This is a genomic window from Streptomyces sp. NPDC005483 (assembly GCF_040606035.1).
Lineage (GTDB): Bacteria > Actinomycetota > Actinomycetes > Streptomycetales > Streptomycetaceae > Streptomyces.
Window position 1 is genome coordinate 204991 of record NZ_JBEXEA010000013.1, and the last position, 24152, is coordinate 229142.

Genomic DNA, 24152 nt, shown 5'->3' on the forward strand with positions numbered 1-24152 from the left:
ACGACGAGAGCGAGAAGCGTGTTGCCAGAGACCAGTGGTTCGCGGTGTCAGCGGTCAGCCAGAGCGGCTGGACGCACAGCCTCTGCCCCGAAGCGTCGACGGGCACGGTCGGCGGCGGCTTCGGCTGCGCGGGCACGCGCGTCACTGGGATCCAGAGAAAGCTGACGGTAGGCGTCGCCGGCCGGTAGCAGGTCGTCGGCGCGGAGCGCGAAGGCACGGACTCTCGCTCGCTGCAGCCCGAGGCTGGTCAGCAGACCCAGTGCGGCGGTGACGAGGGCGGGTGAGTGGTTGGTGGGTTCCGGCAGTGTGCGCGTACGCGTAGTGGAACTGCGGTCGGCGTAGCGCACGGTGAGGGCGAGCCGGCCGGCGATCTGGCTTTCGCCGCGGAGGCGTTGACCGATCTGGTCGGCGAGTCCCAGGACGGCTCGGTGATGCTGCACCGGATCGAGGCAGTCCCGTTCCAGCACGAGGTCGGCGACCAGATGCGACGTCGGCTCCGACGGAACGACTGGGCGGGGGTCATGGCCACGGGCGCGTTCGGCCAGCAGGCGGGCAGGGACTGCGCCGAGAAGTCGTTGCAGGGTTGCCGCGGGCAGGTCGATGACTTGCCCGATGGTGTGCAGACCGTACCTGCTGAGCGTCTCCGCCGTGGCACGGCCGATTCCGGGCAGCGCGGTGACCGGTCGCGGATACAGCCAGTCGGCCACTTGCCCGGCAGGAACCCAGGTGGCGTCGCCCGGTGCGGACGCGTCGGCCGCCATGGCCGCCAGCATGCGGTTGCCGGCGAGACCGGCGCTGCTGTCGATGCCGTAGAGAGCCTTCAGTCTCATCTTCGCCAGCTGGACCATGTCGTAGGGGGACAGGTCGAAGTATCTGAGCGCCGAGGTCAGGTCGAGCTGGACGGCGTTGGGCGGGACGGCCTGGACATGGGGCGTCACCCCAGACATCAGTTCGATTATGTCGCCGTACTGATCCTCGGTCAGCGAGGCGTGCAGGTGGAGGTGGGCGATGTGCCGCTGCCGTGTGGTCATCCGGCACTCCCCGGGCTCGTGTAGCCGAACTTCTTCAGGTCGGCGGAGCGGGTCCCAGCCGGCTGGAGGTCGGCGTAGGGGTGCAGGCGGGCGCCGGTGGTGCCGTTGGCCAGAGTCCGCCGCGGCTGGGCGGGGGTCGGGTGCGGGCGGCTCTCGCCGAGGAGCGCGAGGGCGGCTTCGGGGCCGTGGTCGCGGCGGGCGGCGGCGATCTCGTCCAGATCCCAGGCCATGGTGCCGACGACGGTACGACGGGTGCCGCGCACCTGGACCGTGCCGCGTACCAGCAGCAGCCCGCTGTGGAAGACGGTGTGCGCGCAGGCGGGGTGGGAGTCCTCGAAGAAGGCCAGGTCGACCAAGCCGGAACCGTCCTCCAGGGTGACGAAGATGACGCGCTTGCCGCTGGCGATCGGCGGGGTCTGGGTGGAGGCCCGTACGCCGGCGACGAGCACCTGCTGCCCAGCACGCATACCTGCCAGATGCGCCGCGTCGGTCGCGCCGATCTCGCGCAGCAGCCGGTGGTGGTGCTCCATCAGGTGCCTGGAGACGTCGATACCGAGGGTGCTCAGCTCGGCATTCAGGGCCTCGCGTCCGGTCATCTCCGGCAAGCCGCTCGGCTCCGCACCGCCGACGGCGCCCGCGTCGATGGGCAGTTGGCCGTTGCCTGCCGACCGGGTGCGGGAGGCCCGATGGAGTTCGGCGATCTGCAGCAGCAGGTCGCGGCGTGTGAGTCGTCCGTCGTGGAGGGAGTTCAGGGCGCCGATCTCCGCGAGGCGTTCGGCGACCGGTCTGCTGGGGCGGCCCCTCTGCCAGAGGTCCGACAGTGATCCGTACGGCTGCCCTTCCTCGATCCGGGCGCATTCCTCCTCGCTGATGCCGTGCACCGCGGACAGCGCGAGCCGCATGCCCCACTGATCTCCGTCGACCTTCTCCACGGTGTGTTTCACCTTGGAGTGGTTGATGTCTATGGGCAGAACCGGCACACCACGTCGGCGGGCATCGGAGACCAGGACGCGCTTGGGCCACATCCCGGGGTCGTGTTCGAGAAGACCGGCCAACAGGAACGCCGGATAGTGCGCCTTGAGCCAGGCGCTCTGCAGGGCCGGTACGGCGAAGGCGACCGCGTGGGCCCGGCAGAAGCCGTACGCGCCGAAGGCCTCGATGGTCTTCCAGACCTCGTCCCTCACCGCCGGGCTGTAGCCCCGGGCGTGCGCCTGGCGGTGGAACCAGTCCTTGATCCTGGGAAGCCGCCCCTTGTCGCCGAGCGCCCGCCGGGCGAGCTCGGCAAGTGCGTGGTCGCAGCCGGTCATCACCGAGAAGGTCTCGATGATCTGCTCGTGCCAGATGGTCACGCCGTAGGTGTCGGCCAGCACCGGCTCAAGATCCGGATGGGCATACGAGGGCGTGCCGCCATGGCGGGCGGCGATGTACCGCTCGGGCATGCCACCGGCGACCGGACCGGGACGGAAGAGGCTGATGTCGGCGATGACGTCCTGCGGATCGCGAGGCTGCAACCGAGACAAAAGATCTTGCTGACCGGGCGACTCGAGTTGGAACAGGCCCAGAGTCTGACTCTCCTGGATGAGCTTGAACGCGAAGACGTCGTCGAGCGGCACCTGCCGTGGATCGTCCAAGTCAATGCAGTTGCCGGTCGTCCGTTCGATCTCGGCGATTGCATGGGCCATCGACGACAACATCCGGACGCCCAAGACGTCCAGTTTGATATTGCCCAGATCCTCGATCTCCTCCTTCGCGGCCATGGCCATGGGGTAGTCGCCCTGCGGGGTGGGCTGCACCGGCAGCCGGTCGAGGAGGGTCGCGTCGCTGATGACCACACCGCAGGGGTGCATGGCCATGCCGTGGACCAGGGAGTCAAGGCCTTCGGCCAGCTCCCACAGGGGCCCGTAGCGATCCATCTCGCCCGCCAGCCGGCGCAGTTCGGGCAGTTCGGCGAGGGCGCCGGTGATATCGGAGGCCCGCAGGTGCGGGAAGCTCTTGGCGATCCGGTCGACGTCCGCGGGCGCGATCCCGAGGGCGAGGCCGGTGTCCCGCAGGGCGCGGCGGGCCCGGTAGGTCTCGGGCATCGCGGTGACAGCGACCCGTTCCTTGCCGAAGCGTTCGAAGATCGCGTCGTAGCACTCCAGGCGTCGGTCGGATTCCACGTCGATGTCGATGTCGGGCAGCGACCTGCGGCGCACGCTCAGGAAGCGTTCGAACAGCAGACGGTGGTCGAGCGGGTTGGCCGTGGCGATGTCCAGTGCGTGGCACACCATCGATCCGGCGCCCGAGCCGCGGGCCGCGACCCGGATGCCCTTGGCCCGGATGTCGGCGACGACCTGGCCGACGGCGAGGAAGTACGAGTCGTAGGCCAGCGTGGAGATCACCTCGAGTTCTTGGTCCAGCCGGTCGCGCGCCGCACGGTCGCGGTCGAGTCCGCGCCGGGCCATGCCGGCCTCGCACTGCCGACGCAGCAGCTGTGCGGCTCCGCCCGGCCCTGGCTCGGCGCCGAAGAGTGACGGTTCCGGGAAGTGTGGCGTGCCGAGCCCGAGGTCCGCTGCAGGGTCGACGGTGCACTCAGCCGCTGTGGCAGCGGTGTCCGCCATCAGACGGCGGGCCCGCCGGACATCCCCTCCGGCGCACTCGGCGACCATCTGCGCGATGACCGTCATCGCTTTGTCGTCCTTGAGCCAGCGTTGCCCGCTGTCCAGGCGGCGCCGGTCGATCGGGCGCAGCAGTCTCGCGGCGTCCAGGACGTCGGCGAGGCGGTGCTGGTCCTGATCTGCGTAGCGGACGGCGTTGGAGAGCACCGCGGTGATGTTGGCGCGGTCGGCCAACGCCAGGGTGCGGGCAGCCAGCCGCAGCGATCCGGGCCCAATGCTGAAACGTTTATGCACAACAGCTTCCAGTCTGACCCCACTCCCGAAAATCTCCTGCCACGGCGCCAGCAGCTTCATCGCGACGTCTTCCCGGCCGGCCGCCAAGGCGCGCACCGGCTCCGAGAGCGGCCCGAGCAGCACAGTCAGTCCGGGACCGCCGTACTCACGCAGCGCCTCCCACGACACCCTCACCGGGGCCGCACCGGACGCGGTGCCTGCGTGGGCGGCCGACGTGATCCGGCACAGCCGCGCCCACCCTTCCCGGTTCTGCGCGAGAAGTACGAACCGCAGCGGAGGCTCGACGACGTGCGCGCCACCGCGCGCCGGGGTGCGGCGGCGCTGGGCGGGCGGCGGGGGCACAAGGGCCTCCACCGCCAGGTCGACACCGAAGATCGGCCGGACTCCGGTCCCGGCGCATGCCCGCGCGAACCGGACCGCTCCGGTGACCGTGTCCCGGTCGGTGAGCGCGAGTACAGCCATGTTCCGCTCGGCCGCCCGCCGGACGAGGTGCTCGGGGTGGGCGGCGCCGTAGCGAGCGGAGTAACCGGACGCGACGTGAAGATGGCCGAAGCCCGCCATGCCGCACCTCCATCACTCCACCCCTTTTCGGCCGAACGCCCGATATGTTCATCGTACTCTCGTTCGATTACTCTAACCCCATCAGCCCCGGTCAGCGACTAGATTCGAACACAATAACGATTCTGCGGTGACGTGGCGGGTGGCCGAATGAGGGCCGCCCCGTCACCTCGCCGACCCGACAGATCGGCTGGGGGAAACCGTTCCCAGGCCCCACCGCGCCCGGCGTCAGTCCGACGCTTCACACCAGCACCGGATCTGCCTCCCCTGTGTCAAGGGCCACACCCCAGGAAGCAAGGAGTGCTCCCCATCGGTCGAACACAGGGAACAAGGCCTCGGGAACGAGGCCGCACTCACGCGCGATCCGGTCCACTTCGATGCAACCGCGACCGAGCGCGGAGTCCGTGTGCGCCACAAGACAGAGGGCGGTCAGCCGCAAAGCCGGGTCGTCGGCGCTCGTGGATGCTGGGCAACAGCCCACCGTTGAGGATCTGGGCGACCAACCCGCTGTCGGCAGAGTCCGGGGCAGCCGGTCCTCTGCGGAGACATCGCGACTGCTCCAGTTCACTCCAAGGAAGCGGACCGCGGCTCAGGCGGAGACTGCGCAGGACCCCGGCCGGCAATCCGACCTGGCCGTCGGTGTTCACGCGCAGGGCGCACTGCACGCCGAGCAGTCGGGCTGCAGCCCCGACATGGCTCAGCAGGGCTGCGGCCAGGCAGCTGAGCATCTCCCGAAACCCGGGCCTGGTCGCCCGGCCCTTCGGGTTGTCGTTACGCCGCTGCGAGGCACCGCCGGCGTCCTGGTCACGCGCAGGAAGGTTTCCGGGACCACGGCGGCCTGCACCGTCACCGAGGCACAGGCCGTGCAGGCACCGGCGAGCCTCCAAAGCCGTCCTCCCCGCTCGCGGGTGAGAAGAGGTCGAACAGGGCCGGCGCAGCCGCGGTGACGGGGATGCCGGCGGCAGCCCCGTTCGTGGCACTGGCAGGTGCGCAGGTACGACGGCAGAACGCCGCGCCGGGCATGCCCGGCCAGATGGTCGTGTGCCGCCTCAGCGCATGCCCGCCGCATCGAGCAGGGTGGCCACCGTGGGCGCGATGAGCCCGGCCGGGGTGTCGGCCTTGATCCCCGCGCGGGCACTGACGCCGTCGAAGACCAGGATCAACTGCCGGGCCAGCAGGTCGGGGTCGTTCGCCCCGCCCTGTTCGGCCGCGGCGCGGAAGAAGGTCGTCAGGTTGGCCTTGACCCGGTGGGCCACCTGACTCGCGGGGTGGTTCTGGTCCTTGAGCTCGATCTGGACGGTCAGGTATCTGCAGCCCAGGAAGTCGGGCGCACCCGCCTGCGACTCCAGTTGGCCGAAGACGTACAGGATCCGCTCGCGAGGGGAACGGCCGTCGTCCGCCGCGGGCAGAAGTCCGGCCACGAAGGCGGCGGCCCGCTCCTCCAGGCTCGCCGCCAGCAGTTCGTCCTTACTGTCGAACAGCTGGTACATCGAGCGCTTCGACACCCTCGCCGCCTTGCACAGAGCGTCGACACCGATGCCGACACCGTCTCGGTAGGTGAGGGTGGCCGCCGCCTCCAGCAGGCGCTCCCTGGAACTTGCTTTCACATCGGTGGTCATACCGCGAGGTTAACTCGATTCCGGCAAAAAGAAAACCGATCGGTTTACGGTGTCGGTCACAGTGCCCGCGCCCACCGTGGCCGGCATGCGGCGGGGACGGGTGCATCGGCCCCCGTCCCCGCAACGCCCCGGCGGAACCAGGATCAGTGCGCGATCACGGGCTCGCCCTCCGACGGCGCCAGAGCCCGATTCGGGATCAGGAACGCCGCGAGCACCGCACCGACCACGAAGATCCCGGCGCCCCACGCCAGGGTGGCCGTGTAGCTCTCGACCCCGGCCTGCGCCACGGTCAGCGCGCCGGGCTTGTGCGAGGACAGGTAGTCGGTCGCGGCCGACGAGGCAACCGTGGTCAGCAGCGCCGTGCTGATGGAACCGCCCACCTGCTGGCTGGTGTTGATCAGCGCCGAGGCAACCCCCGTGTCCTCGTGGTGCACGCCCGCGGTCGCCCCCTGGAACGCGGTGGTCATCACCGCGCCGATGCCGAGACCCAGCAGGATCATGCCGGGCATGATGTGGGCGACGTAGGTGCTGTCCAGTGCGAGCCGGGTCAGCAGAGCCATGCCGGAGGCGGCGACCAGGAAGCCGGCGGTGATCACGACCTTCGGTCCGACCCTGGGCAGCAGCAGCGAAGGCGCCGTGGTCGACGAGGCGACGATGCCCCCGACCATCGGCAGGAACGCCAGACCGGCCTCGATCGGTGAGTAGCCGATGCTGGCCTCCAGGTAATAGGTCAGGAACAGGAAGATCGAGAACATCCCCATGCCCAGGACGAACACCGCCAGGAACGAGCCGCCGCGGGTCCGGTCCAGCACGAGGCGCAGCGGCAGCAGCGGATGCGCGGCCCTGGACTCCAGCCACACGAACACCGCGAGCAGCACCACGCCGCCGATCAGGAAGGCGAGGGTGACAGGGTTGGTCCAGCTGGTGGATTCGACGTGCGCGAACCCGTAGACGATGGCGAACAGCGCGGCGCTGACCGCGAGGGTGCCCGGGATGTCGATGGTGGGCCGCGCGGTGATCGCGGGCTTGGCCAGCAGCAGCGCACCGAGCAGCGCGACGGCCGAGAAGACGACGTTCACATACATCACCCAGCGCCACGACGTCCATTCGGTGAGCATGCCGCCGAGCAGCAGCCCGACGGCGGCGCCGGCACCGGAGAGCGCACTGAAGATGCCGAACGCCTTCGGCCTCTCGGACGGTTCGGTGAAGGTCACACTGAGCAGCGAGAGGGCGGCGGGCGCGAGCAGCGCGGCGAAGAGGCCCTGGGCCACCCGTGCCGCGACGAGGATCTCGAAGCTGCCGGCCGCGCCACCGACGACCGACGCGGCCGCGAAACCGATCAGGCCGGTCACGAAGGTGGTACGTCGGCCGAACAGGTCACCCAGTCGGCCACCGAGCAACAGCAGGCTGCCGAACGCGAGGGCGTAGCCCGTGATGACCCACTGCCGGCTGCCGTCGCTGAAGCCGAGGTCATGCTGCGCCGCGGGCAGCGCGATGTTCACGACGGTCGCATCGAGCGTGACCATGAGCTGCGCCGTGCCCAGCACGACCAGCACCCACCAGCGCACGGCGTGTGAGCCGCGGCGGCCCGGGTCTTTCTTTCCTGAGGCGGGCGCCCCGCGGTCGAAGGTGGTACTCACTTTTCCCCTTTGTCGCTGGTCAGGAGTGGCCGAAGACCGATCGAAAACCGATCTGTTTCCACTCAGGAAAACAGATCGGTTTCCGCAGCGCAAGCGAGAGGGTGCCACCTCCGGCCGCCATTCGCATGCAATCCGGGTGCCATTCGAGCAATGGGCACGCATGGCGCTTGCGTATGGAAACCGATCGGTTTACGCTACTGGAAACCGGCCGGTTTCCCCCTGTGGCCCGCCGGACGTACCCCCGTCCCCAGCAGTTCCCACACCAGGAGTCGGCGAGATGCCCAGTCAGGATTCACGCCCCACGATCAACATCCCCGGGACCACCAGCCACACCATCGCCCCGCGCGCCGGGCGAAACAGCCGCGAGGGCGCGCTGCGCTACCTCAAGGCGGGCACCGGTGCCCCGCTGGTCCTGCTGCACACCGTGCGCACCCAGGCCGAGCACTACCGCTCGCTCATCCCGTTGATCGCCGACCGGTACACGGTGTACGCCCTCGACCTGCCGGGGATGGGCTACTCCGAGATCGTGCCCGGGGCGTCGTACGACGAGCCGGCCATGCGCGCCGGCGTCGAACGGCTCCTCACCGAACTCGACCTCACCGACGTGACGTTGGTCGGGGAGTCCATGGGAGCGGTACTCGCCCTGACCACCGCGGCCGACCTGCCGGAGCGGGTACGGCGCGTCGTCGCGGTGAACGCGTACGACTTCCGCGACGGCATCGCCCGCTCCAGCCTCCTCGCCCGCGTGGTGGTCAGCGGCGTCCTCACGCCCGGCGTGGGCCCGGTGATCGCCGGAGTGGAGCCCAAGCCCGCCCTCCGCAAGATCCTCCAGGGCGGCCTCGGCGACAAGAGCGCGCTGCGGGACGACTACGTGGACGAACTCCTCCAGGTGGGGAAGCGCCCCGGCTACCCGAGCGTCGCCCGAGCCGTGTACCAGAGCCTGCCCAGCCTCATCGCGGCTCGCTCGCGCTACCCCGAGGTCAAGGCGCCCGTCCACCTCGTCTACGGCGAGAAGGACTGGTCCCGCCCCTCGGACCGGCAGGCCGACAAGGAACTGCTGCCGGCCGCCGACTTCACGCAGGTGCCGGGAGCCGGCCACTTCATCGCCCTGGAACGGCCCGACGTACTGGCCGACCTGCTGAACGCGGTGGCCTGACCGTCCCAAGTCCTCTGCGGCCATCCGCGCGGCGGTGGTCGAAGCAGAAGAGGAAACCGGCCGCCCCGATCTCCAGATGCTCGCCCGCGGAGGTGCACTTGACGGTCCAGATCACCCCGCCCCGGACGAGCACGCCGTCCCGCTCGACATAGAGGGCGGGGGGCCACCGGGCGCGGAACTCGCCTGCTTCGTAGAACTCGGTGCTGAACGTGGCGTCTACAGGGGCAGTTCGCCGGTGCGGGCGGGAGGGTCACCGCCCGCCCGCCCACCGAACTGTCGTACCACTCGCGGTGGTTGGTGTCCCAGCGGTGGATGTACATGCCGGTGCAGGGGGACGTGGGACGGCCGCCCTCGCCCCAGCCCCGCAGAACGCCGCCGGCCGCGGAAGTCCAGGGGCGCAGGAAACACGAGAGTCCCGCCCCCACACAGGGGGCGGGACTCCACGCGGCACCGGACCGGCCGTCAGCCGATCGACGCACCCGTCGCCGACAGCGCCTCCGTCACCGGCTGGAAGAACGTCTCCCCACCGGAGGTGCAGTCACCACTGCCACCGGACGTCAGCCCGATCGCGCTGCTCCCCGAGAACAGCGAGCCGCCGCTGTCCCCCGGCTCCGCGCACACATCGGTCTGGATCAGCCCGTTCACGATGTCGCCGTTGCCGTAGTTCACCGTCGCGTCCAGGCCGGTGACCTTCCCGGAGTGCACCTGCGTCGTGGACCCGCTCCGCGTCACCGACTGACCGACGGTCGCCGACGCCGCCCCCGTGATCGCCTGCGCGGACCCGTTGTAGAGGTCCACCTCACTGGGATGGGCGACCCCGGCCGCGTACTTCACCAGCCCGTAGTCGTTGCCCGGGAAGCTCGACACCTCGTTGGTCCCGATCCTGTTCCCGCTGGAGTCCGACCACGTCGAGATCGCCTCGGTGCAGTGCCCGGCGGTGAGGAAGTACGGCTCCCCGCCCTTGACCACGTTGAACCCGAGCGAACACCGTCCACCGGACCCGCTGATCGCGTCACCACCGGCGACGAAGGGCTTGAACTCCCCCTTCGTCCGCTGGAGTTCGGCAACCGGTCCGAGCCCGTCGACCACCTTCGTGAGCCTCGCCCACTCGGCGGCGGAGACCGTACGGTCGGCGGTGACGACGACCTTGTTGGTCGTGGGGTCGGTCACCCAGGACGTCCCCGGCACGGTCGCGTCGTCGGCGAGCGTCGTACGCGCACTCCTGAGCTCGGCAAGGGAGTGGGAGACGACTCTGGCCGAGGCCCCGGCCGCCGAGACGGTCCGCGCCGCGTCCTCGTCGAGCACGTTCACCACGAGACTCCTGGTCTTCGCGTCGTAGAACGTCCCCGCCGCGTCCGCGCCGAGTTCCGCCCCGAGCGTCGAGGCGAGCTTTCCGGCCGCGACGGCCGAGAGGGTTTTGACTTCTGGCGAGGCCGGCGTCTCGCTGGCGTTCGCAGTCTGCAAGGTGACTCCCGCGGCGACCAGCGCGGTGATGCCCGCACCTGCCACGACGAACCGCCGCCCGGGTATGCGTCGGTGCTGCAACTCGCGTCCTCCTGTGGGGGGTCGGCCCGGGAGATTGTGGGGATCCCGTGGGCCGGAAGGCTGGTTGACGAGCCCTTACTCTTCCGAACCCCCCAGGGAGCGCACAAGGGTGACTTCCGGACGCGCGTAGAACGCGGTTGCGCGCCCCCTTCATTTTTGACGGTCCACGGTCAGCCCAGGCCGTTCACGCTGCAAACACTACGAGCGAGTAACACCTCATCAGCCTGTGAGGTCTAGTCCTGGCCTGAATTCGCCTCTTCGGGATCCGCATCCGGCCGGGGCTCAAGAGACGGACGTTGCTCCTGCACCGGTTGCTGCACCGGCTGTTGCACTGGTTGCTGCACCGGCTGTTGCACCGGCTGCTGCGCCTTCTCCAGGAACCGCAGCAGCTCGACGGGAAACGGCAGCACCAGCGTCGAGTTCTTCTCCGCCGCCACCGCCACCACCGTCTGCAGCAACCGCAGTTGCAGCGCGGCCGGCTGCTCGGACATCTCCTTGGCCGCCTCGGCCAGCTTCTTCGACGCCTGGAGCTCCCCGTCCGCGTTGATGACCCGGGCCCGCCGCTCCCGGTCCGCCTCGGCCTGCCGGGCCATGGACCGCTTCATGGTCTCGGGCAGGGAGACGTCCTTGATCTCGACCCGGTCGATCGTCACGCCCCACTCCACCGCGGGACTGTCGATCATCAACTCCAGCCCCTGGTTGAGCTTTTCGCGGTTGGACAGCAGATCGTCCAGCTCGCTCTTGCCGATGATCGACCGCAGCGAGGTCTGCGCCATCTGCGCGACCGCGAACCGGTAGTCCTCGACCCGGACGACCGCCTCGGCCGGCGAGGTCACCTTGAAGTAGACGACGGCGTCCACCCGCACCGTGACGTTGTCCCGGGTGATGCCCTCCTGCCCCGGCACCGGCATGGTCACGATCTGCATGTTGACCTTCCGGAGCTTGTCGACGACCGGGACGATCATCGTGAACCCCGGCCCGCGCACGTCCGGCCTGAGCTTTCCGAGGCGGAAGACCACGCCCCGTTCGTACTGCTTGACGACCCGCGCGGCCGCCATCACGTACACCGCTCCGGCGGACACGAGCGTGACGCCCGCCGCCACCAGCTCCTCGACCATCGCGACCCCCAGGGTCCGAACCAGGCGCTCAAGGTGTGTACTTCGACGGTAACTCCGCTGTGTACACAAAGGGAGACGGAGGACACGGGTGGTCCACGGCATCAGGACGCGGGACGGCCGCCGGCTGACGGTCGAGGAGTACGGCGACCCGGACGGCACACCGGTGGTACTGCTGCACGCCACCCCGGGCTGCCGCTTCGGCGTCGTACCCCGGGACGTCGTGACCGCGCACCCGCACATCCGGTTCATCGCCTACGACCGCCCCGGCTACGGCGACTCGGACCGGCTGCCGGGACGCCGCGTGGCCGACGCCGCCCGGGACGTGGCGGAGCTGGCCGGCGCCCTCGGGCTCGGCCGTTTCTCGGTGCTCGGCCACTCCGGCGGCGCCCCGCACGCCCTGGCCTGCGCCGCGCTGCTGCCCTCCCGGGTACGGCGGGCGGCGGCGCTGGCGTCCCCCGCACCCCCGGACGCGCGGGACCTGCGCTGGTTCGACGGCATGGCCGCGTCCCGGGTCGAGGAGTTCACCCGGGCGCTCACCGACCCGCTCGCCTTCGCCGAGCGCCTCGCCGCCCGCGCCGCCGACATCCGCCGCGACCCCGCGCAGCTGCTCGTCTCGCTGCGCGACGGGCTCACGGACTCCGACCGGCGGATCGTCTCCGCCCCGGCGGTCGGCGAGATGCTGCTGCGCACCTACCGGGAGGCGCTGCGCGGTTCGTCGTACGGCTGGCTCGACGACGAACTCGCCCTGCTCAGCGGCTGGGGCTTCGACCCGGCGGCCGTCACCCGGCCGGTGCTGCTGTGGCACGGCGCCCAGGACACGTTGTCCCCGGTCGGCCACTTCACCTGGCTGGCGGACCGCATCCCCCGTGTCCGCCCAGTCCTCCAGCAGGACACCGGGCATTTCGGGGCTCTGGAGGCCCTGCCGGCCGTACTGGACTGGCTGTGCGCCGCCCAGGGACGGACCGCGCCCTGACCGCAGTGAGCCCCCGTACGACTGACGCGTACGGGGGCTCACCGGATGCCGGCTGCGGCAGAAGCCGCTCCGGGTCTAGAAGACGCTCACGCCGTAGGCGCTCAGCGCCTCGGTGACCGGCTGGAAGAAGGTCGTGCCGCCGGAGGAGCAGTTGCCGCTGCCGCCGGAGGTCAGACCGTAGGCGATCCCGCTGTTGGAGTAGAGCGGGCCGCCGGAGTCGCCGGGCTCGGCGCAGACCGTGGTCTGGATCAAGCCGTAGACGACGTCACCGCCGCCGTAGTTGACGGTCGCGTTCAGCGCGGTGACCCGGCCGCTGTGGATGCCGGTGGTGGAACCGCGACGGTAGACCGTGGTGTTCACGGACGGGGTGGCGGCGCTGGTGATGTCGACGCTGCCGACGGTGCCGGAGATCGACGAGGTCGGATAGCTCGACGAGTACTTGACGAGGCCGTAGTCGTTGGTCGGGAAGCTGGACCCGGCCGTCGAGCCGAGCGTGGTCGTGTGCCCGGAGTTCGACCACCAGGTGCCCGCGCCGTCGGTGCAGTGACCGGCGGTCAGGAAGTAGTAGGTGCTCCCGCTGCGGACGTTGAAGCCGAGGGAGCAGCGCCAGCTACTCGCATAGATGGCGTCGCCGCCGGAGATCAGCTTGTTGAACTTGCCCGGGGTCCGCTTGATCGTGAGCGCGTCGGCGTTGCTGCCCGCCTGCTCCTTGATCTTGGCGATCTCGGCCTGCGAGACCGTGCTGTCGACGGTGACGACCACACGGTTGGTCTTGCTGTCGACGGCCCAGGCGGTACCCGGGATGTCGGCCTTGAGCACCGAGCCGCTGGCGCTCTTGAGTTCGGCGGAGCTGAACGGGGTCGCAGCGGTCGCGTTCGCGCTGGGGACCGCGATCGCGGCCGCGGCCACGAGGCCGGTGGTACCGGCGATCAGCCGAGTCCGTCTCGTGATGCCACTGCGGGGGTTGGTGCGCCTGATCCTCACGTTTCGTTCCCTCCCAGGGGAATTCGGGGGCCCGCGTGGGGTCGGGGCCCGTGAGGCGCAGTCAGCGGCACGGCCGTCCGGTTTGCGAACACGCCGTGCTCCTGACAAGCGCTGAGGGGGAGTATTCGGCCGAACGGACGGTCGGCGCAAGGGCGCCTTTCGGCCGTCAAGCTTTGAAAGACCTTTGTCCTTCAGAGGGAACGGGCATGCCTCGAACCACGTCCCGCTCCCCCGCCGCGACGGCGCCGCCGAGGGCGTTCCCCGGCGGCCGAAAGCGGCGGACACGGTGGTCGGCGAAGGTGCGGGGCGTAGGCGTGCCCCGGTCGAAGCCGACCGTCGTACCGCCGTCGGCGCCCGGCACGGACGCGTACGGACGGGTACGGGAACCGGAATCGGCGGCTGCCGAGCCCACGCGCCGTATCGCCGAAAACCGCCCACCGCGAGCCACCCCGCACGGCGCCCCGCAACGCCGGCTCCCGCCCATCGGGACCTCGGCTGCACATCGTCCCGGCCGGTGCCGGCGCCAGGGAGGCAGGCGGCCGGACGCATCCGCTCGCCGGCTCATGGCGCTCCCCCGGCCGCGGCGCACTGGTTGGCGGAACGGGCGAGGCCCAGGTGCTCCCGGAGCGTGCTGCCCGGATAGAAGGTGCGGAACAGCCCGCGGTGCTGGAGCAGCGCCACCGTGCCGTTGACGAGCCGTTCCAGGTCGCGCAGCGGTTCGGCGGGCGTGAGGTGGAAGCCGTCCACGATGCCGTCGCCGTGCCAGGTGGCGATCAGTTCCGCGAGGTCGACGGGGCCACCTCGGTACAGCGGCCCCTGCGCGGTCTGGCGGGGACCCCCTCCACCGTGCCCCGGCGCGGCCGCGTGCTCGCCGTCGCCGAGGTCGACGAGGAGGCGAGCGAGGATCCGCGGTTCGCCGGGGCGGCGCCCGAACTCGGCTGCCATGGAACAGAGTTGGTCTCGTAGGGAGGCTGCCTGCGCGGCAGTCGCGGCGTGGACGAGGGCCACGTCGGCGTACCGGGCGGCGGTCTCGAGGGCGGGCCCGTCGGTGACGTCGACCACGCGGACCGGGTTGCCCCGCGGGGGTTGCGTGACGATCGCGGGCCCTGTGACGGAGAGGGACACGTCCGGCATCCCGGCGTGGCCCTCCAGGCGCCGGTGGCCCACGAGAGGGGCCTCGCCCTCGGTGGTCGAGACGTCGATGCGCCAGCCGGCCCGGCCCCGGCTGACCCGGTCGAGGCTCGCGACGGCGGCGTGGACGAGGAAGGGCCCGGGGTGCGGGGCCGTGACGGTGGGGACCAGACCGATCCGGCCGGTGGCGGGCGCGACCTGGGACAGCACGGCGAGCGCGTCGAGGCCGAACTGGGCGAAGGTGTCGTCCAGGGTCACGAAGTCGAGCCCGCCGCGTTCGGCGAGCAGTGCCGCCTCGACGTAGGGGCGCGCGTCGTACGCCGACGGCTGGTCGAGGGCGGCGGCGAGGTGCACCAGCCCCCGGCCGTGCGAGGAAGCCATGAAGGGGGAATCCTTTCTGGGGAGGGAAGGGGCGGATCCAGCCGCCGCGGCGGTGGAGGACGAAGTCGGCCCGCGTGCGGTGCCAGGACGGCCGTCACTGAGCTCCGCGGCACCCCACGGGACGTGGGTCGGCCGCTCGACCACCCGGCTCGCCGAGTTCGCCGAGGAACCGCAACGCGGCCCGCGCGGTCGCGTCGTTCTGCCGGAACGCGGGCCCGCCGGTGCGCGGCCGGGTGAAGGCGCCCGGTGTACGGCCGTCGGTGTGCGGCCCGAGCGCGAAGCGCCGTGGGTGCGGCCGGCCGGACCGGTCCAGGAGCCGTCCGTCGGCACGGTCCACCCGCAGGAGTCCGTCCGGGCTCTCGGCGACCCCCTCGGCGTGCAGCTCGCGCAGCAGCGGATCGAGGGTCCGCCGGACCGTCGGCTCGGGCAGCCGGGCCTCGACCAGCGCCCGCGCCTGGACGGAGCGGCCCGGCACGGTGGGGCTCGACGCCCGGAACACCCCGTCCTCGGCACGGACCTCCATGTCCGCCCCGACGAATCTGAGCACTCCGGCCCTGGACAACGCGAGCAGCTGCCGCAGCCGGGGTCCGGGCGGCCCGGAGGCCAGATAGCTGAAGAACCCGTGCCACCAGCCACCGATGTCCCCGAGCCGGACCAACTGCCCGTACACGGAGAGCAGTCCGAGGAACACGGCCAGGTCCGGGCTGTACCGCGGATCATGGCGTCGGCTCAGGTCGGCCTCGACGTACTCCCGCAGCCCCTCCTGGAACTCCTCGTGCGTCGCGTACCGCACACCCCCCAGCGGCCGGTCGAGCCGGGCGAGGTCGAGCCGGTCCCGGGGATCGGGCACGGCGGAGGCGACCAGCGCCTCCCGTTCGACGGCGTCCTCGATGACCGCGTACTTCTCCTCGAAGTCGGCCCAGGCCATCGCGGTCCGCTCCGGATGCACGGTGAACAGCCGGTGGTAGTGGGCGAATCCGAGCTCCTTCTCCACCAGGGGCCACACGTCCCGCCGGAAGTCGAAGCCCTCCGGCCGGGCGAGCAGCCCGTCGATCTCGGCCGGGCCCAGGAAGCGGGGCAGCGGCGGCCGCTCGCCGGTCCAGTCGTAGCCGATCTTCGAGTGGTACGGCACTCCGCGGCGCGATCCGACGTGGAGGACCGGCTCCCGCCCGGACGGGACGTAGGTGTCCCCGTCGTACCGTCCGCCCCGGCCCTCGGTGAGCAGCGCCATCAGGTCGACGAAGGCGAGCCCGAACCCGCGGACCAGGACCGGTTCGCCGGGCGCGAGCGCGGACAGGTCACTGTCGGCGGTGAAGTCGGGGGGCAGGTGGACAAGGCCGTGGGTGTCGGCGTAGGCAGCCAAGTCCCGCTGTTCGGTGTCGAGTTCGGCGTCGAGGTGGCCCATGGTGAGGACGACCAGGTCGGCGAGGAGCGGGCGCGGGCGGCCCTCCAGCCAGACCTGCTGGCGTCCCTCACGCGGTCCGCTCACCCGCAGGGCGCGCCGTGGGTGGTGGTGGACGGACACGGACGGCGGCAGCGCGGCCACCGCCCGCTCGTGCACCCAGCGCAGATACGCGCCCTGGAGCTGTCGGTCCGCGAAGGTGCGGCCGTCGATGCCGGCCCACTCGTGCAGGGTGGGCCCGGGGCGCACGGGTCCGGCCATGTCCACCGTCTCGTCGGTGAACATGGTGACGTCCTCGGCGTGCGAGTTCATCCACAGCAGCGGCGACTGCGCCTCGCGCCAGATGCGTCCGGCGCCGGGCGCGTGCGGATCCACCAGGTGCAGGTCGAGGCCCGAACCGTCGTACAACTCGGGCGCGTTGGCGGCGATCCGCTCGATCAGGCCGGTCCCCCGCGGTCCGGCTCCGACGATCACCAGTGAGCGCCTCACCGGGTGCGCTCCGAACCACGTGCGCTGCGGGACGGTGGGAAGCGGGTCCGCGTGTTCCGGTGTGTCCGGTGCGGCGGAAGCGTGGGCGAGGGTTTCGGAGGACATGCGAAGGCTCCGTGACGAGTGGGGCCCCTCCCGCTCGAGCGAAGTCGAGAGTGGGGGACGGTCGAACTCGGATGGATGCCTTCACACGCATACGGCAGACGCGGCCGAGCCCCTCAGCAGGACCGCATCCGCCGAGACTACGGTGCGGTTTCCCCACACTGTCAAGGCCGTCCACACTGTGAGCCGTACGTCTCAGGTCGGTTGACGCCCCACCGAATGCCTGTTCCACTTGCCCCATGCATCCACAGCAGTGGCTGGTCAAGCGCTCCCACATCGACTTCGGTCGCGTGTGGTCCTCTTCCTGTTGAGCTGACCCACTGCGCGCCCCGCTTCCGCGGGGCGCCTTTCTCGTTCTCCTTCCTCGCCTTCACACGCGCCCTCCCTCACCCGGCGTTCCTCGCTTCCAGGAGACCCCTTCGCCGTGCGCACGTACGCCGGCCCCGAAACCGGACGACACCGCGGGCCGGCGCGGTCGCCGGGGCAGGGGCACGAGGCCGTGACGGCCTACGGCCCCGCCTCGGCCTCTCGGGCAAAAAAAGAACCATCACCGGCCTGATCTGCCATCAGAACCGATACGCGCAAGCCGACCGCGATCGGGCCGGCGAATCCCGCCACGGTGATTCCCCTGTGGCCGGTACGACGTTGAGCAGCGGGTTCGTCCCGGCCGCTCCGTTCACCCGGACGCTCCAGCCCTCACCCGTACGCCGTGAAGAATCATATTTCACTCACAGTCAGCAGCCGTATGGGAAACGACCCTTGGGGTACCTGGGCTCTCGACGTATTCGCTGTGCACCAGTACCGTCACAAACCCCCCGCGCGGCGGCTATTCACTTGGCGCGCGATCCGCATCATGGATGACCATAGGGATACAGAAGCAAGAGAAACTGCTGTGAGAGGAGGCGTCCATGGGATCGGTGCGCAAGGCGAGTGCCTGGCTGGGCCTCGTTGACGACAACGATGACGAGCGTTACTACGACGACGACGGATACTCCGAAGGGACCGAGCCCGGGGATGCCTGGGTCACCGACCCACGGGTCAAGGTGGCCTCGGATGTCGCCGAGGAGAAGGGCCGTCGCATCGGCACGGTGACCCCGGACAGCTTCCGGGACGCCCGCGCGATCGGCGAACTGTTCCGTGACGGAGTTCCCGTCATCATGAACCTCACCGCGATGGAGGCCGGTGACGCCAAGCGCGTCGTCGACTTCGCGGCCGGGCTGATCTTCGGACTGCGCGGCTCCATCGAGCGGGTGTCCACCCGGGTGTTCCTGCTGACCCCCGCCAACACCGAGATCGTGAACGGCGATCCCGCGCAGCACCGCACGGACGGCTTCTTCAACCAGAGCTGAGGCAGGGCCGCTCGCCGGCCCTGCCCCAGGCAGGCTTCACCGGAAGGCGTCCAACCCGGTGAGCGCCTTGCCCAGTACCAATTGATGCATTTCGACGGTGCCCTCGTACGTCAGCACCGACTCGAGGTTCGTCGCGTGCCGCATCACGGGGTATTCGAGGGAGATCCCGTTGGCACCGAGGATCGTCCGTGCCGTACGGCAGATCTCGATGGCCTCGCGGACGTTGTTGAGCTTGCCGAAGCTGACCTGCTCGGGACGCAGGCGGCCGGCGTCCATGCGCCGCCCCAGATGGTGGGCGAGCAGAATCCCCTTGTGCAGTTCGACCGCCATGTCGGCGAGTTTGGCCTGGGTGAGCTGGAAGCCCCCGATCGGCCGCCCGAACTGCTCCCGTGTCTTCGCGTAGTCGACGGCGGTCTCGAAACACGACCGCGCCGCCCCCATCGCGCCCCACACGATCCCGTACCGGGCGTGCGAGAGACAGCTGAGCGGGCCCTTGAGCCCGACGACCTCCGGCAGTACGGCGTCGGTGGGCAGCCGTACGTCGTCGAGGACGAGCTCACTGGTGACGCTGGCCCGCAGCGACCACTTGTGCTTGATCTCGGGCGCCGAGAATCCCGGCGCGTCGGTCGGCACCACGAACCCGCGGATCCCGTCGTCGGTCTGCGCCCACACGACGGCGACGCCGGCGACCGACCCGTTGGTGATCCACATCTTGCGCCCGTTCAGGACCCAGTCCGTGCCGTCCTTCTTGGCGTACGTCCGCATGGCGCCGGGGTCGGAGCCGTGGTCGGGTTCGGTGAGCCCGAAGCAGCCGATGACCTCACCGGCGGCCATCCGCGGCAGCCAGGTCTGCTTCTGATCCTCGCTGCCGAACCGGTGGATCGCGTACATGGCGAGAGAGCCCTGCACGGAGACGAGGGACCGGATCCCGGAGTCGGCCGCCTCCAGCTCCAGGCAGGCGAGCCCGTACTGCACGGCGGAGGCGCCGGCGCACCCGTAGCCGCTGAGCGACATCCCGAGGGCGCCGATCTCCCCGAGTTCCCGCGCGAGTTCCCTGATCCCCGGCAGCTCGCCCTTCTCGTACCAGTCGGCGACATGGGGCAGGACGCGGTCGGCGGCCCAGGTCCGCACGGTCTCGCGGATCGCGAGGTCCTCCGGCTCCAGCAGGTCGTCGATGCCGAGAGGGTCGGCGGGGTCGAACGGTGGCATGGCACATCCTCCGGCAGAAGGGCTCCAGCGGGCGGGCGACTGGAAACTAGCACCGCTAATTTAAGCTTCCGCCGCCGACGTTACAGCGCGCTCCGCCGCACTTCCAGACGCCGGTCAGGCGGAGACGCGCGACTCCGCGACTTCCCTGGGCGCCGGGAGCTCGACCCCCACGGGGGCCTCACCGCACTGCATCGTGCGCGGCAGCCGCAGCGCCATCACCGCGCCCAGCAGCAACAACCCCGCACTCACCAGCAAGGTCACGTGCAGCCCGTGCACGAAGGAGTCCTGGGCGGCCCGGCGCAGGGCCACACCCGCGGGTCCGCCGAGGCGGCCGGCGACCTCGTAGGCCTCGCCCAGGGAGTGCCCCGCCGACCGGGACGCGGACTCCGGGACACCGGACACGCCCGAGAGGCCGGGCGTGTACGCCGCGTTCATCACGCTGCCGAGCAGCGCGATCCCGATGCCCGCCCCGAGCTGGTACGAGGTCTCGCCGATCGCAGCGGCCCCGCCCGCCTGCTCCGGCGGTGCCTCGCTGAGCATCGACTCGTACGCCCCGAAGAGCGTCGTCTCCAGGCCGAACCCGAGCAGCACGAACCCGCACACCAGCAGGCCCGTGTTGTCCGCGTCGCCCATCGCGGTGAGCAGCAGCACGGCCACGGCCGTGAGGCAGAACCCGGCGCTCACCATCCGGCGCGGCCCGAACCGCCGCAGCAGCCGCGCCCCGGCCAGCCCCGCCGCCATCGCGGCGATCGTCAGCGGCAGCAGCCGTAGACCGGTCTCCAGCGGGGACAGGCCGAGAACCAGCTGGAGGTACTGGGCCGCGATCAGTTCGAGCCCCACCAGCGCGAGCATCGCCAGGACGATGCAGCCGACCGAGGTGGTGAACGCGGAGCGCGCGAACATCCGCAGGTCCACCAGGGGATGCGTGAGCCGTCGCTGCCGTCGCACGAAGAGGACCAGCAGTACCCCGCCCACGACCAGCGGCACCGCCGTGAACACGTCGAGCTCCCCGCCGCCCAGCCGCTTCACGCCGAGCACGAGGGCGAACAGCCCGGCGGCGGCCAGCAGTGCGCCGACCACGTCCCAGGGGCCCTTCCCGTCGCCCTTCGACTCGGGCAGCAGCAGCCGTCCGATCGGCAGACTGATCAGCATCAACGGGATGTTGACGAGGAAGACCGACCCCCACCAGAAGTGTTCGAGCAGGAACCCGCCGAGCAGTGGCCCGACCGCCGCGCCGACCGCGGCGACCGCGCTCCAGATACCGATCGCGAGCGCCCGCTCACGCCGGTCGGGGAAGACCTGGCGGAGGATGGACAGCGTCGCGGGCATGATCATCGCGCCGCCGACGCCGAGAAGCGCCCGCGCGAGGATCAGCACCTGGGCACTGTCCGCGAAGGCGGCGGCCGCGGAGGCGACGCCGAACAGGCCGTAACCGAGCAGAAGAACCCGTCTGCGGCCCACACGGTCGCCGAGTGTGCCGAAGAGGATCAGCAGCGAGGCGCAGACAAGTGGATAGACATCGACGATCCAGAGCAGCTCTATCGCGCCGGGCTTGAGGTCCTCGGTGACGGCGGGCACCGCCACGTGCAGCACGGTCGCGTCGAGGGCGACCAGGAGCAGGCTGACGCAAAGGACGACGAGGACGACCCAGCGGTTTGCACCGGCCCCGGCCGCCCGACGGCGCAGCGCATCGGCGGCCGTGGTCGTCCCGGACATGTACGTACCTCCCAGATGTTCCCTGGCGTTCGGCGGGCACACGGGGTGGGGACTCCCCATGATCTCGGCCGGAGAGGAGCGGCGGTCTCCGGCCCGCGCAGCGAACGGCGGGTGACTCGCCAGCGTACGCGAGTTCCCGCGTCGGCCCAGTGGCGGACCTCTCAGACTTCGCACCGAACGCGTGTGGCGTGCGCCACTTTCCCTGCCTGTCGCCCGACCCCTGCGGCCGGGCGGGTACGGCGGCCGGTCGATAATCGGACCCGTGACCGATCTTGGACCGCGCATCGAACCGGCCCTGCGCCGAGCCGCCCCGGCGCTGCTCGGCTATGCGGCCGTCCGTGCCCTGGGTCTCCTCGCGCTGGCCCTGTGGAGCGCGGCGCGTGACAAGAGCGCGTACACCCTGCTGACCGCCCGCTGGGACGCCCTCTGGTACACGCGGGTCGCCGAACTCGGCTACGGCTACGAGGTGCGGCTGCCGAACGGCGACGTGCACTCGAACCTGGCGTTCTTCCCGCTCCTCCCGTGGCTGGAGCGGCTGCTGTCCGCGACGACCCCGCTGTCGTACGCCGACGCGGGATTCGTGGTGGCCCTGCTCGCCTCTCTGGCCGCGGCCTGGGGCGTCTTCGCGGTGACGGATCATGTGTACGGCCGCCGGGCGGGCGTCTGCGCGGTCCTGCTGTGGGCCGTCCTGCCCGTCGGGATCGTCCAGTCGATGGCGTACAGCGAGTCGCTGTTCACGGCACTGGCGGCCTGGTCGCTGTACGCGGTGCTGACCGGACGCTGGGTGACGGCGGGCCTGCTGGCCTCCCTGGCGGGCCTGACCCGCCCGGTGGGTCTGGCGGTGGTCGCGGCGGTGTGGGCGACGGGGATCACGGCGTTCCTGCGGGACCGGCGGGCCGGGGAAAGCGTCAAGACCGTGGCCGTCCGTCACCCGCTCGCCGCCTCTGGCGCCCTCTCTTTCGTACAGAACCGAAGCGCGGCCGGGACAGGCGTCGTCCACGCCGCTGAACACGCCCCCCACACCGACGGCACCCCCGCCCGCCGCGCCCTGGGCATGGGCCTCGCCCCCCTCGGCGCCGCCGCCTACGTCCTGTGGGTCGGTCACCGCACCGGTAAGGGCCCGTTCGGCTATCTCGACGTGCAGGCGGGCTGGCGCAACGGCTTCGACGGGGGGTACGCCTTCGCCCGGTTCGTCGCCGAAAAGTTCACGTCGTTCCCGTCGGCCCTGGCCGGGGTCGGGCTGATCGTCGGCGTCGGGCTGGTGGTGTGGCTGTACGTCGTCTGCATACGGCAGGGCCAGCCGCTGCCCCTCCTGGTGTACGCGGGCGTCGTCACCGCGCTCGCCCTGTGCGCCTCGAGCTACTTCGGCTCGAAGCCGCGCCTGCTGATGCCCGCCTTCCCCCTGTTGCTCCCCCTCGCCCTGGCCCTCGCCCGCTCGAGGACCCGCAGGTCAGCAGTGATCGTGGCGCTGATCGCCACCGGGTCCGCCCTGTACGGCGCCTTCTGGCTGAACGGCTCCGGTCCGCCATGATCGACTCCGGGCGTCGATGAGCGCCCGGAGAATTCCGCCCCATGATTCGGTGAACGAATTCATAAGGGCCATAAAACCGGAACCCGGAATGATCAAAGGAATTGAAGGGCGCAGCCGCCCGCCTTTACGGAATCCTCGACATAAACCCCCCGCCTGAGAGGAATCCCACATCACATCGTCATCACAAAGCCGCTGATTCGCCGGGGAACAGAGCTCACTCGCTGTAACGTCGATTGGGTGCGTACCGAACGAAACCCCACCCGTCTGGACCGGGTGTTCGCCAGGCTGGACCGTGAGCCGGAGCGGCCGGCCCACCTCAGCGTGCCCCGGGCGAGCCGGCACCGGACCGTCCTCGCGATCGCCGCCCTGGCCTTCTACCTGGCGATCGTGTGGCTCGTGGTGACCACCTCGTGGCTGGTCCGCCTCGACTGGCAGGTCATGTTCTTCCGGCCGTACCAGCAGTGGGCGTCCATCCACTGGTTCGTCGACTACTACGTGGTGCTGGGCCAGCGCGGCCCGACCGCGGTGATGGTGGCGGCCTGGCTGGGCTGGCGTTCCTGGCGCCAGCACACCCTGCGCCCGCTGCTGACCCTGGGCGCCTCGCTGCTGCTGCTGAACATCACGGTCGGCGCCGCGAAGTACGGCATGGGAAGACTCGGACCGCACTACGCGACCGTCATCGGCTCGAACGAGATGGGCCTGGGCGGCGATATATTTCCCAGCGGCCACACCGCCAACGCCGTGGTGACCTGGGGAATCCTTGCCTATCTGGCCTCCACCCCGAGAGCCCGCCGCTGGCTGTCCGCGATCTCCGCGGTGACCTCGCTGGGCGTGGGCATGGCCACCGTCTACCTCGGTACGCACTGGCTGAGCGACGTCGTGCTGGGCTGGATCGCGGGCCTGCTGATCCTGCTCGCGCTGCCCTGGTTCGAGCCGCTGATCGCCCGCACCGAGGACTACGCCTTCGACCTGCGCGACCGCTGGCGGGCTCGCGGCGGCGCCAAGGCCCCCGCCCCGGTCACCCCCGTCGCAGCGCCCGCGCCCGCCCGGCTCAAGCCGCTCACGGCCCCGCAGAACGAGACGGCGGCCCGCGAGGCCACCGCACCGGCGCGTGGCCCCAGGTCACCCGCCTACCTGGCGCCGGGCCCGCACACCACCCGCGCGGAGCGCACCCCGGTCACCCCGACCGGCAGCCGCCGCCCGCCGCACCCGGACCGCATCGTGCGCGGTACGCCGTCCCCGGCCACCCGGCCGGTGACCGGCGGCTGAGCCTCACCCGAAGCCGGCGGGGCCGGTACGCACCACCACCCCGGGCATGACGTGGGCC

At 70.7% G+C, this 24152-nt stretch carries 16 protein-coding genes; 5 read left to right on the forward strand and 11 right to left on the reverse strand.

Annotated features, from left to right (window positions below):
- Window positions 1–47 precede the first annotated feature (47 nt).
- From ABZT06_RS25525 to ABZT06_RS25540, 4 genes are all read right to left on the reverse strand, one after another.
- Window positions 48–1031, reverse strand: coding sequence for an ImpB/MucB/SamB family protein (locus tag ABZT06_RS25525; protein ID WP_355745169.1), 984 nt, complete (start codon window positions 1029–1031; stop codon window positions 48–50).
- Window positions 1028–4483, reverse strand: a complete 3456-nt coding sequence (gene dnaE / locus ABZT06_RS25530) for a DNA polymerase III subunit alpha (protein WP_355745172.1) — start codon at window positions 4481–4483, stop codon at window positions 1028–1030. Before dnaE ends, ABZT06_RS25525 begins: the two co-directional genes overlap by 4 nt.
- Window positions 4484–5529: 1046 nt before the next feature.
- Window positions 5530–6099 carry a TetR/AcrR family transcriptional regulator gene (locus ABZT06_RS25535; RefSeq protein WP_355745175.1) on the reverse strand — a complete coding sequence of 190 codons (570 nt, stop codon included), beginning with the start codon at window positions 6097–6099 and terminating at the stop codon, window positions 5530–5532.
- 143 nt (window positions 6100–6242) lie between these two features.
- Complete coding sequence (locus ABZT06_RS25540) at window positions 6243–7901, reverse strand: MFS transporter (protein ID WP_355745178.1); 1659 nt, start codon at window positions 7899–7901, stop codon at window positions 6243–6245.
- 115 nt (window positions 7902–8016) lie between these two features.
- Between ABZT06_RS25540 and ABZT06_RS25545 the strand changes: the two genes are divergently transcribed.
- Complete coding sequence (locus ABZT06_RS25545) at window positions 8017–8895, forward strand: alpha/beta hydrolase (RefSeq protein ID WP_355745181.1); 879 nt, start codon at window positions 8017–8019, stop codon at window positions 8893–8895.
- A 462-nt stretch (window positions 8896–9357) separates the two neighbouring features.
- On the opposite strand, the gene ABZT06_RS25550 is transcribed toward ABZT06_RS25545, so the two are convergent.
- On the reverse strand, window positions 9358–10440 hold the full coding sequence (locus ABZT06_RS25550; RefSeq protein WP_355745184.1) for a S1 family peptidase: 1083 nt from the start codon (window positions 10438–10440) through the stop codon (window positions 9358–9360).
- Window positions 10441–10673: 233 nt separating this feature from the next.
- Entirely contained in the window at window positions 10674–11558 is an 885-nt protein-coding gene (locus tag ABZT06_RS25555) for a slipin family protein (protein WP_355745187.1), read from the reverse strand.
- A gap of 88 nt (window positions 11559–11646) precedes the next feature.
- Between ABZT06_RS25555 and ABZT06_RS25560 the strand changes: the two genes are divergently transcribed.
- Window positions 11647–12531: an alpha/beta hydrolase gene (locus ABZT06_RS25560; protein WP_355745190.1), complete on the forward strand. Its 885-nt coding sequence runs from the start codon at window positions 11647–11649 to the stop codon at window positions 12529–12531.
- A 75-nt stretch (window positions 12532–12606) separates the two neighbouring features.
- Here ABZT06_RS25560 and ABZT06_RS25565 read toward each other — a convergent pair whose 3' ends face one another.
- The 3 genes from ABZT06_RS25565 to ABZT06_RS25575 form a co-directional block, all read right to left on the reverse strand.
- Complete coding sequence (locus ABZT06_RS25565) at window positions 12607–13515, reverse strand: S1 family peptidase (RefSeq protein WP_355745193.1); 909 nt, start codon at window positions 13513–13515, stop codon at window positions 12607–12609.
- A gap of 561 nt (window positions 13516–14076) precedes the next feature.
- Window positions 14077–15027: an LLM class flavin-dependent oxidoreductase gene (locus ABZT06_RS25570; protein ID WP_355745196.1), complete on the reverse strand. Its 951-nt coding sequence runs from the start codon at window positions 15025–15027 to the stop codon at window positions 14077–14079.
- A gap of 94 nt (window positions 15028–15121) precedes the next feature.
- Complete coding sequence (locus tag ABZT06_RS25575) at window positions 15122–16918, reverse strand: FAD/NAD(P)-binding protein (protein WP_355745335.1); 1797 nt, start codon at window positions 16916–16918, stop codon at window positions 15122–15124.
- A 1010-nt stretch (window positions 16919–17928) separates the two neighbouring features.
- Here ABZT06_RS25575 and ABZT06_RS25580 point away from each other — a divergent pair.
- The gene (locus ABZT06_RS25580; RefSeq protein WP_164428030.1) at window positions 17929–18369 is read left to right on the forward strand and encodes a cell division protein SepF; all 441 of its coding nucleotides are present in this window, start codon (window positions 17929–17931) and stop codon (window positions 18367–18369) included.
- A 36-nt stretch (window positions 18370–18405) separates the two neighbouring features.
- Here ABZT06_RS25580 and ABZT06_RS25585 read toward each other — a convergent pair whose 3' ends face one another.
- Together ABZT06_RS25585 and ABZT06_RS25590 are read right to left on the reverse strand one after the other, a co-directional pair.
- Window positions 18406–19578 carry an acyl-CoA dehydrogenase family protein gene (locus ABZT06_RS25585; protein WP_355745200.1) on the reverse strand — a complete coding sequence of 391 codons (1173 nt, stop codon included), beginning with the start codon at window positions 19576–19578 and terminating at the stop codon, window positions 18406–18408.
- Between the two features lie 114 nt (window positions 19579–19692).
- Complete coding sequence (locus tag ABZT06_RS25590) at window positions 19693–21294, reverse strand: MFS transporter (RefSeq protein ID WP_355745203.1); 1602 nt, start codon at window positions 21292–21294, stop codon at window positions 19693–19695.
- Between the two features lie 262 nt (window positions 21295–21556).
- Here ABZT06_RS25590 and ABZT06_RS25595 point away from each other — a divergent pair, with 262 nt between their 5' ends.
- Entirely contained in the window at window positions 21557–22825 is a 1269-nt protein-coding gene (locus tag ABZT06_RS25595) for a mannosyltransferase family protein (RefSeq protein ID WP_355745206.1), read from the forward strand.
- A gap of 237 nt (window positions 22826–23062) precedes the next feature.
- On the forward strand, window positions 23063–24094 hold the full coding sequence (locus ABZT06_RS25600) for a phosphatase PAP2 family protein (RefSeq protein WP_355745209.1): 1032 nt from the start codon (window positions 23063–23065) through the stop codon (window positions 24092–24094).
- Window positions 24095–24152: the final 58 nt, after the last annotated feature.

Bases quoted from the DNA above. Each gene is read 5' to 3' on its own strand.
- ABZT06_RS25580 (WP_164428030.1), top strand. From the start codon at position 17,929: ATGGGATCGGTGCGCAAGGCGAGTGCCTGGCTGGGCCTCGTTGACGAC.
- ABZT06_RS25535 (WP_355745175.1), bottom strand. From the start codon at position 6,099: ATGACCACCGATGTGAAAGCAAGTTCCAGGGAGCGCCTGCTGGAGGCG.
- ABZT06_RS25590 (WP_355745203.1), bottom strand. From the start codon at position 21,294: ATGTCCGGGACGACCACGGCCGCCGATGCGCTGCGCCGTCGGGCGGCC.
- ABZT06_RS25570 (WP_355745196.1), bottom strand. From the start codon at position 15,027: ATGGCTTCCTCGCACGGCCGGGGGCTGGTGCACCTCGCCGCCGCCCTC.
- ABZT06_RS25540 (WP_355745178.1), bottom strand. From the start codon at position 7,901: ATGCGTGCCCATTGCTCGAATGGCACCCGGATTGCATGCGAATGGCGG.
- dnaE (WP_355745172.1), bottom strand. From the start codon at position 4,483: ATGGCGGGCTTCGGCCATCTTCACGTCGCGTCCGGTTACTCCGCTCGC.
- ABZT06_RS25525 (WP_355745169.1), bottom strand. From the start codon at position 1,031: ATGACCACACGGCAGCGGCACATCGCCCACCTCCACCTGCACGCCTCG.
- ABZT06_RS25555 (WP_355745187.1), bottom strand. From the start codon at position 11,558: ATGGTCGAGGAGCTGGTGGCGGCGGGCGTCACGCTCGTGTCCGCCGGA.
- ABZT06_RS25545 (WP_355745181.1), top strand. From the start codon at position 8,017: ATGCCCAGTCAGGATTCACGCCCCACGATCAACATCCCCGGGACCACC.
- ABZT06_RS25585 (WP_355745200.1), bottom strand. From the start codon at position 19,578: ATGCCACCGTTCGACCCCGCCGACCCTCTCGGCATCGACGACCTGCTG.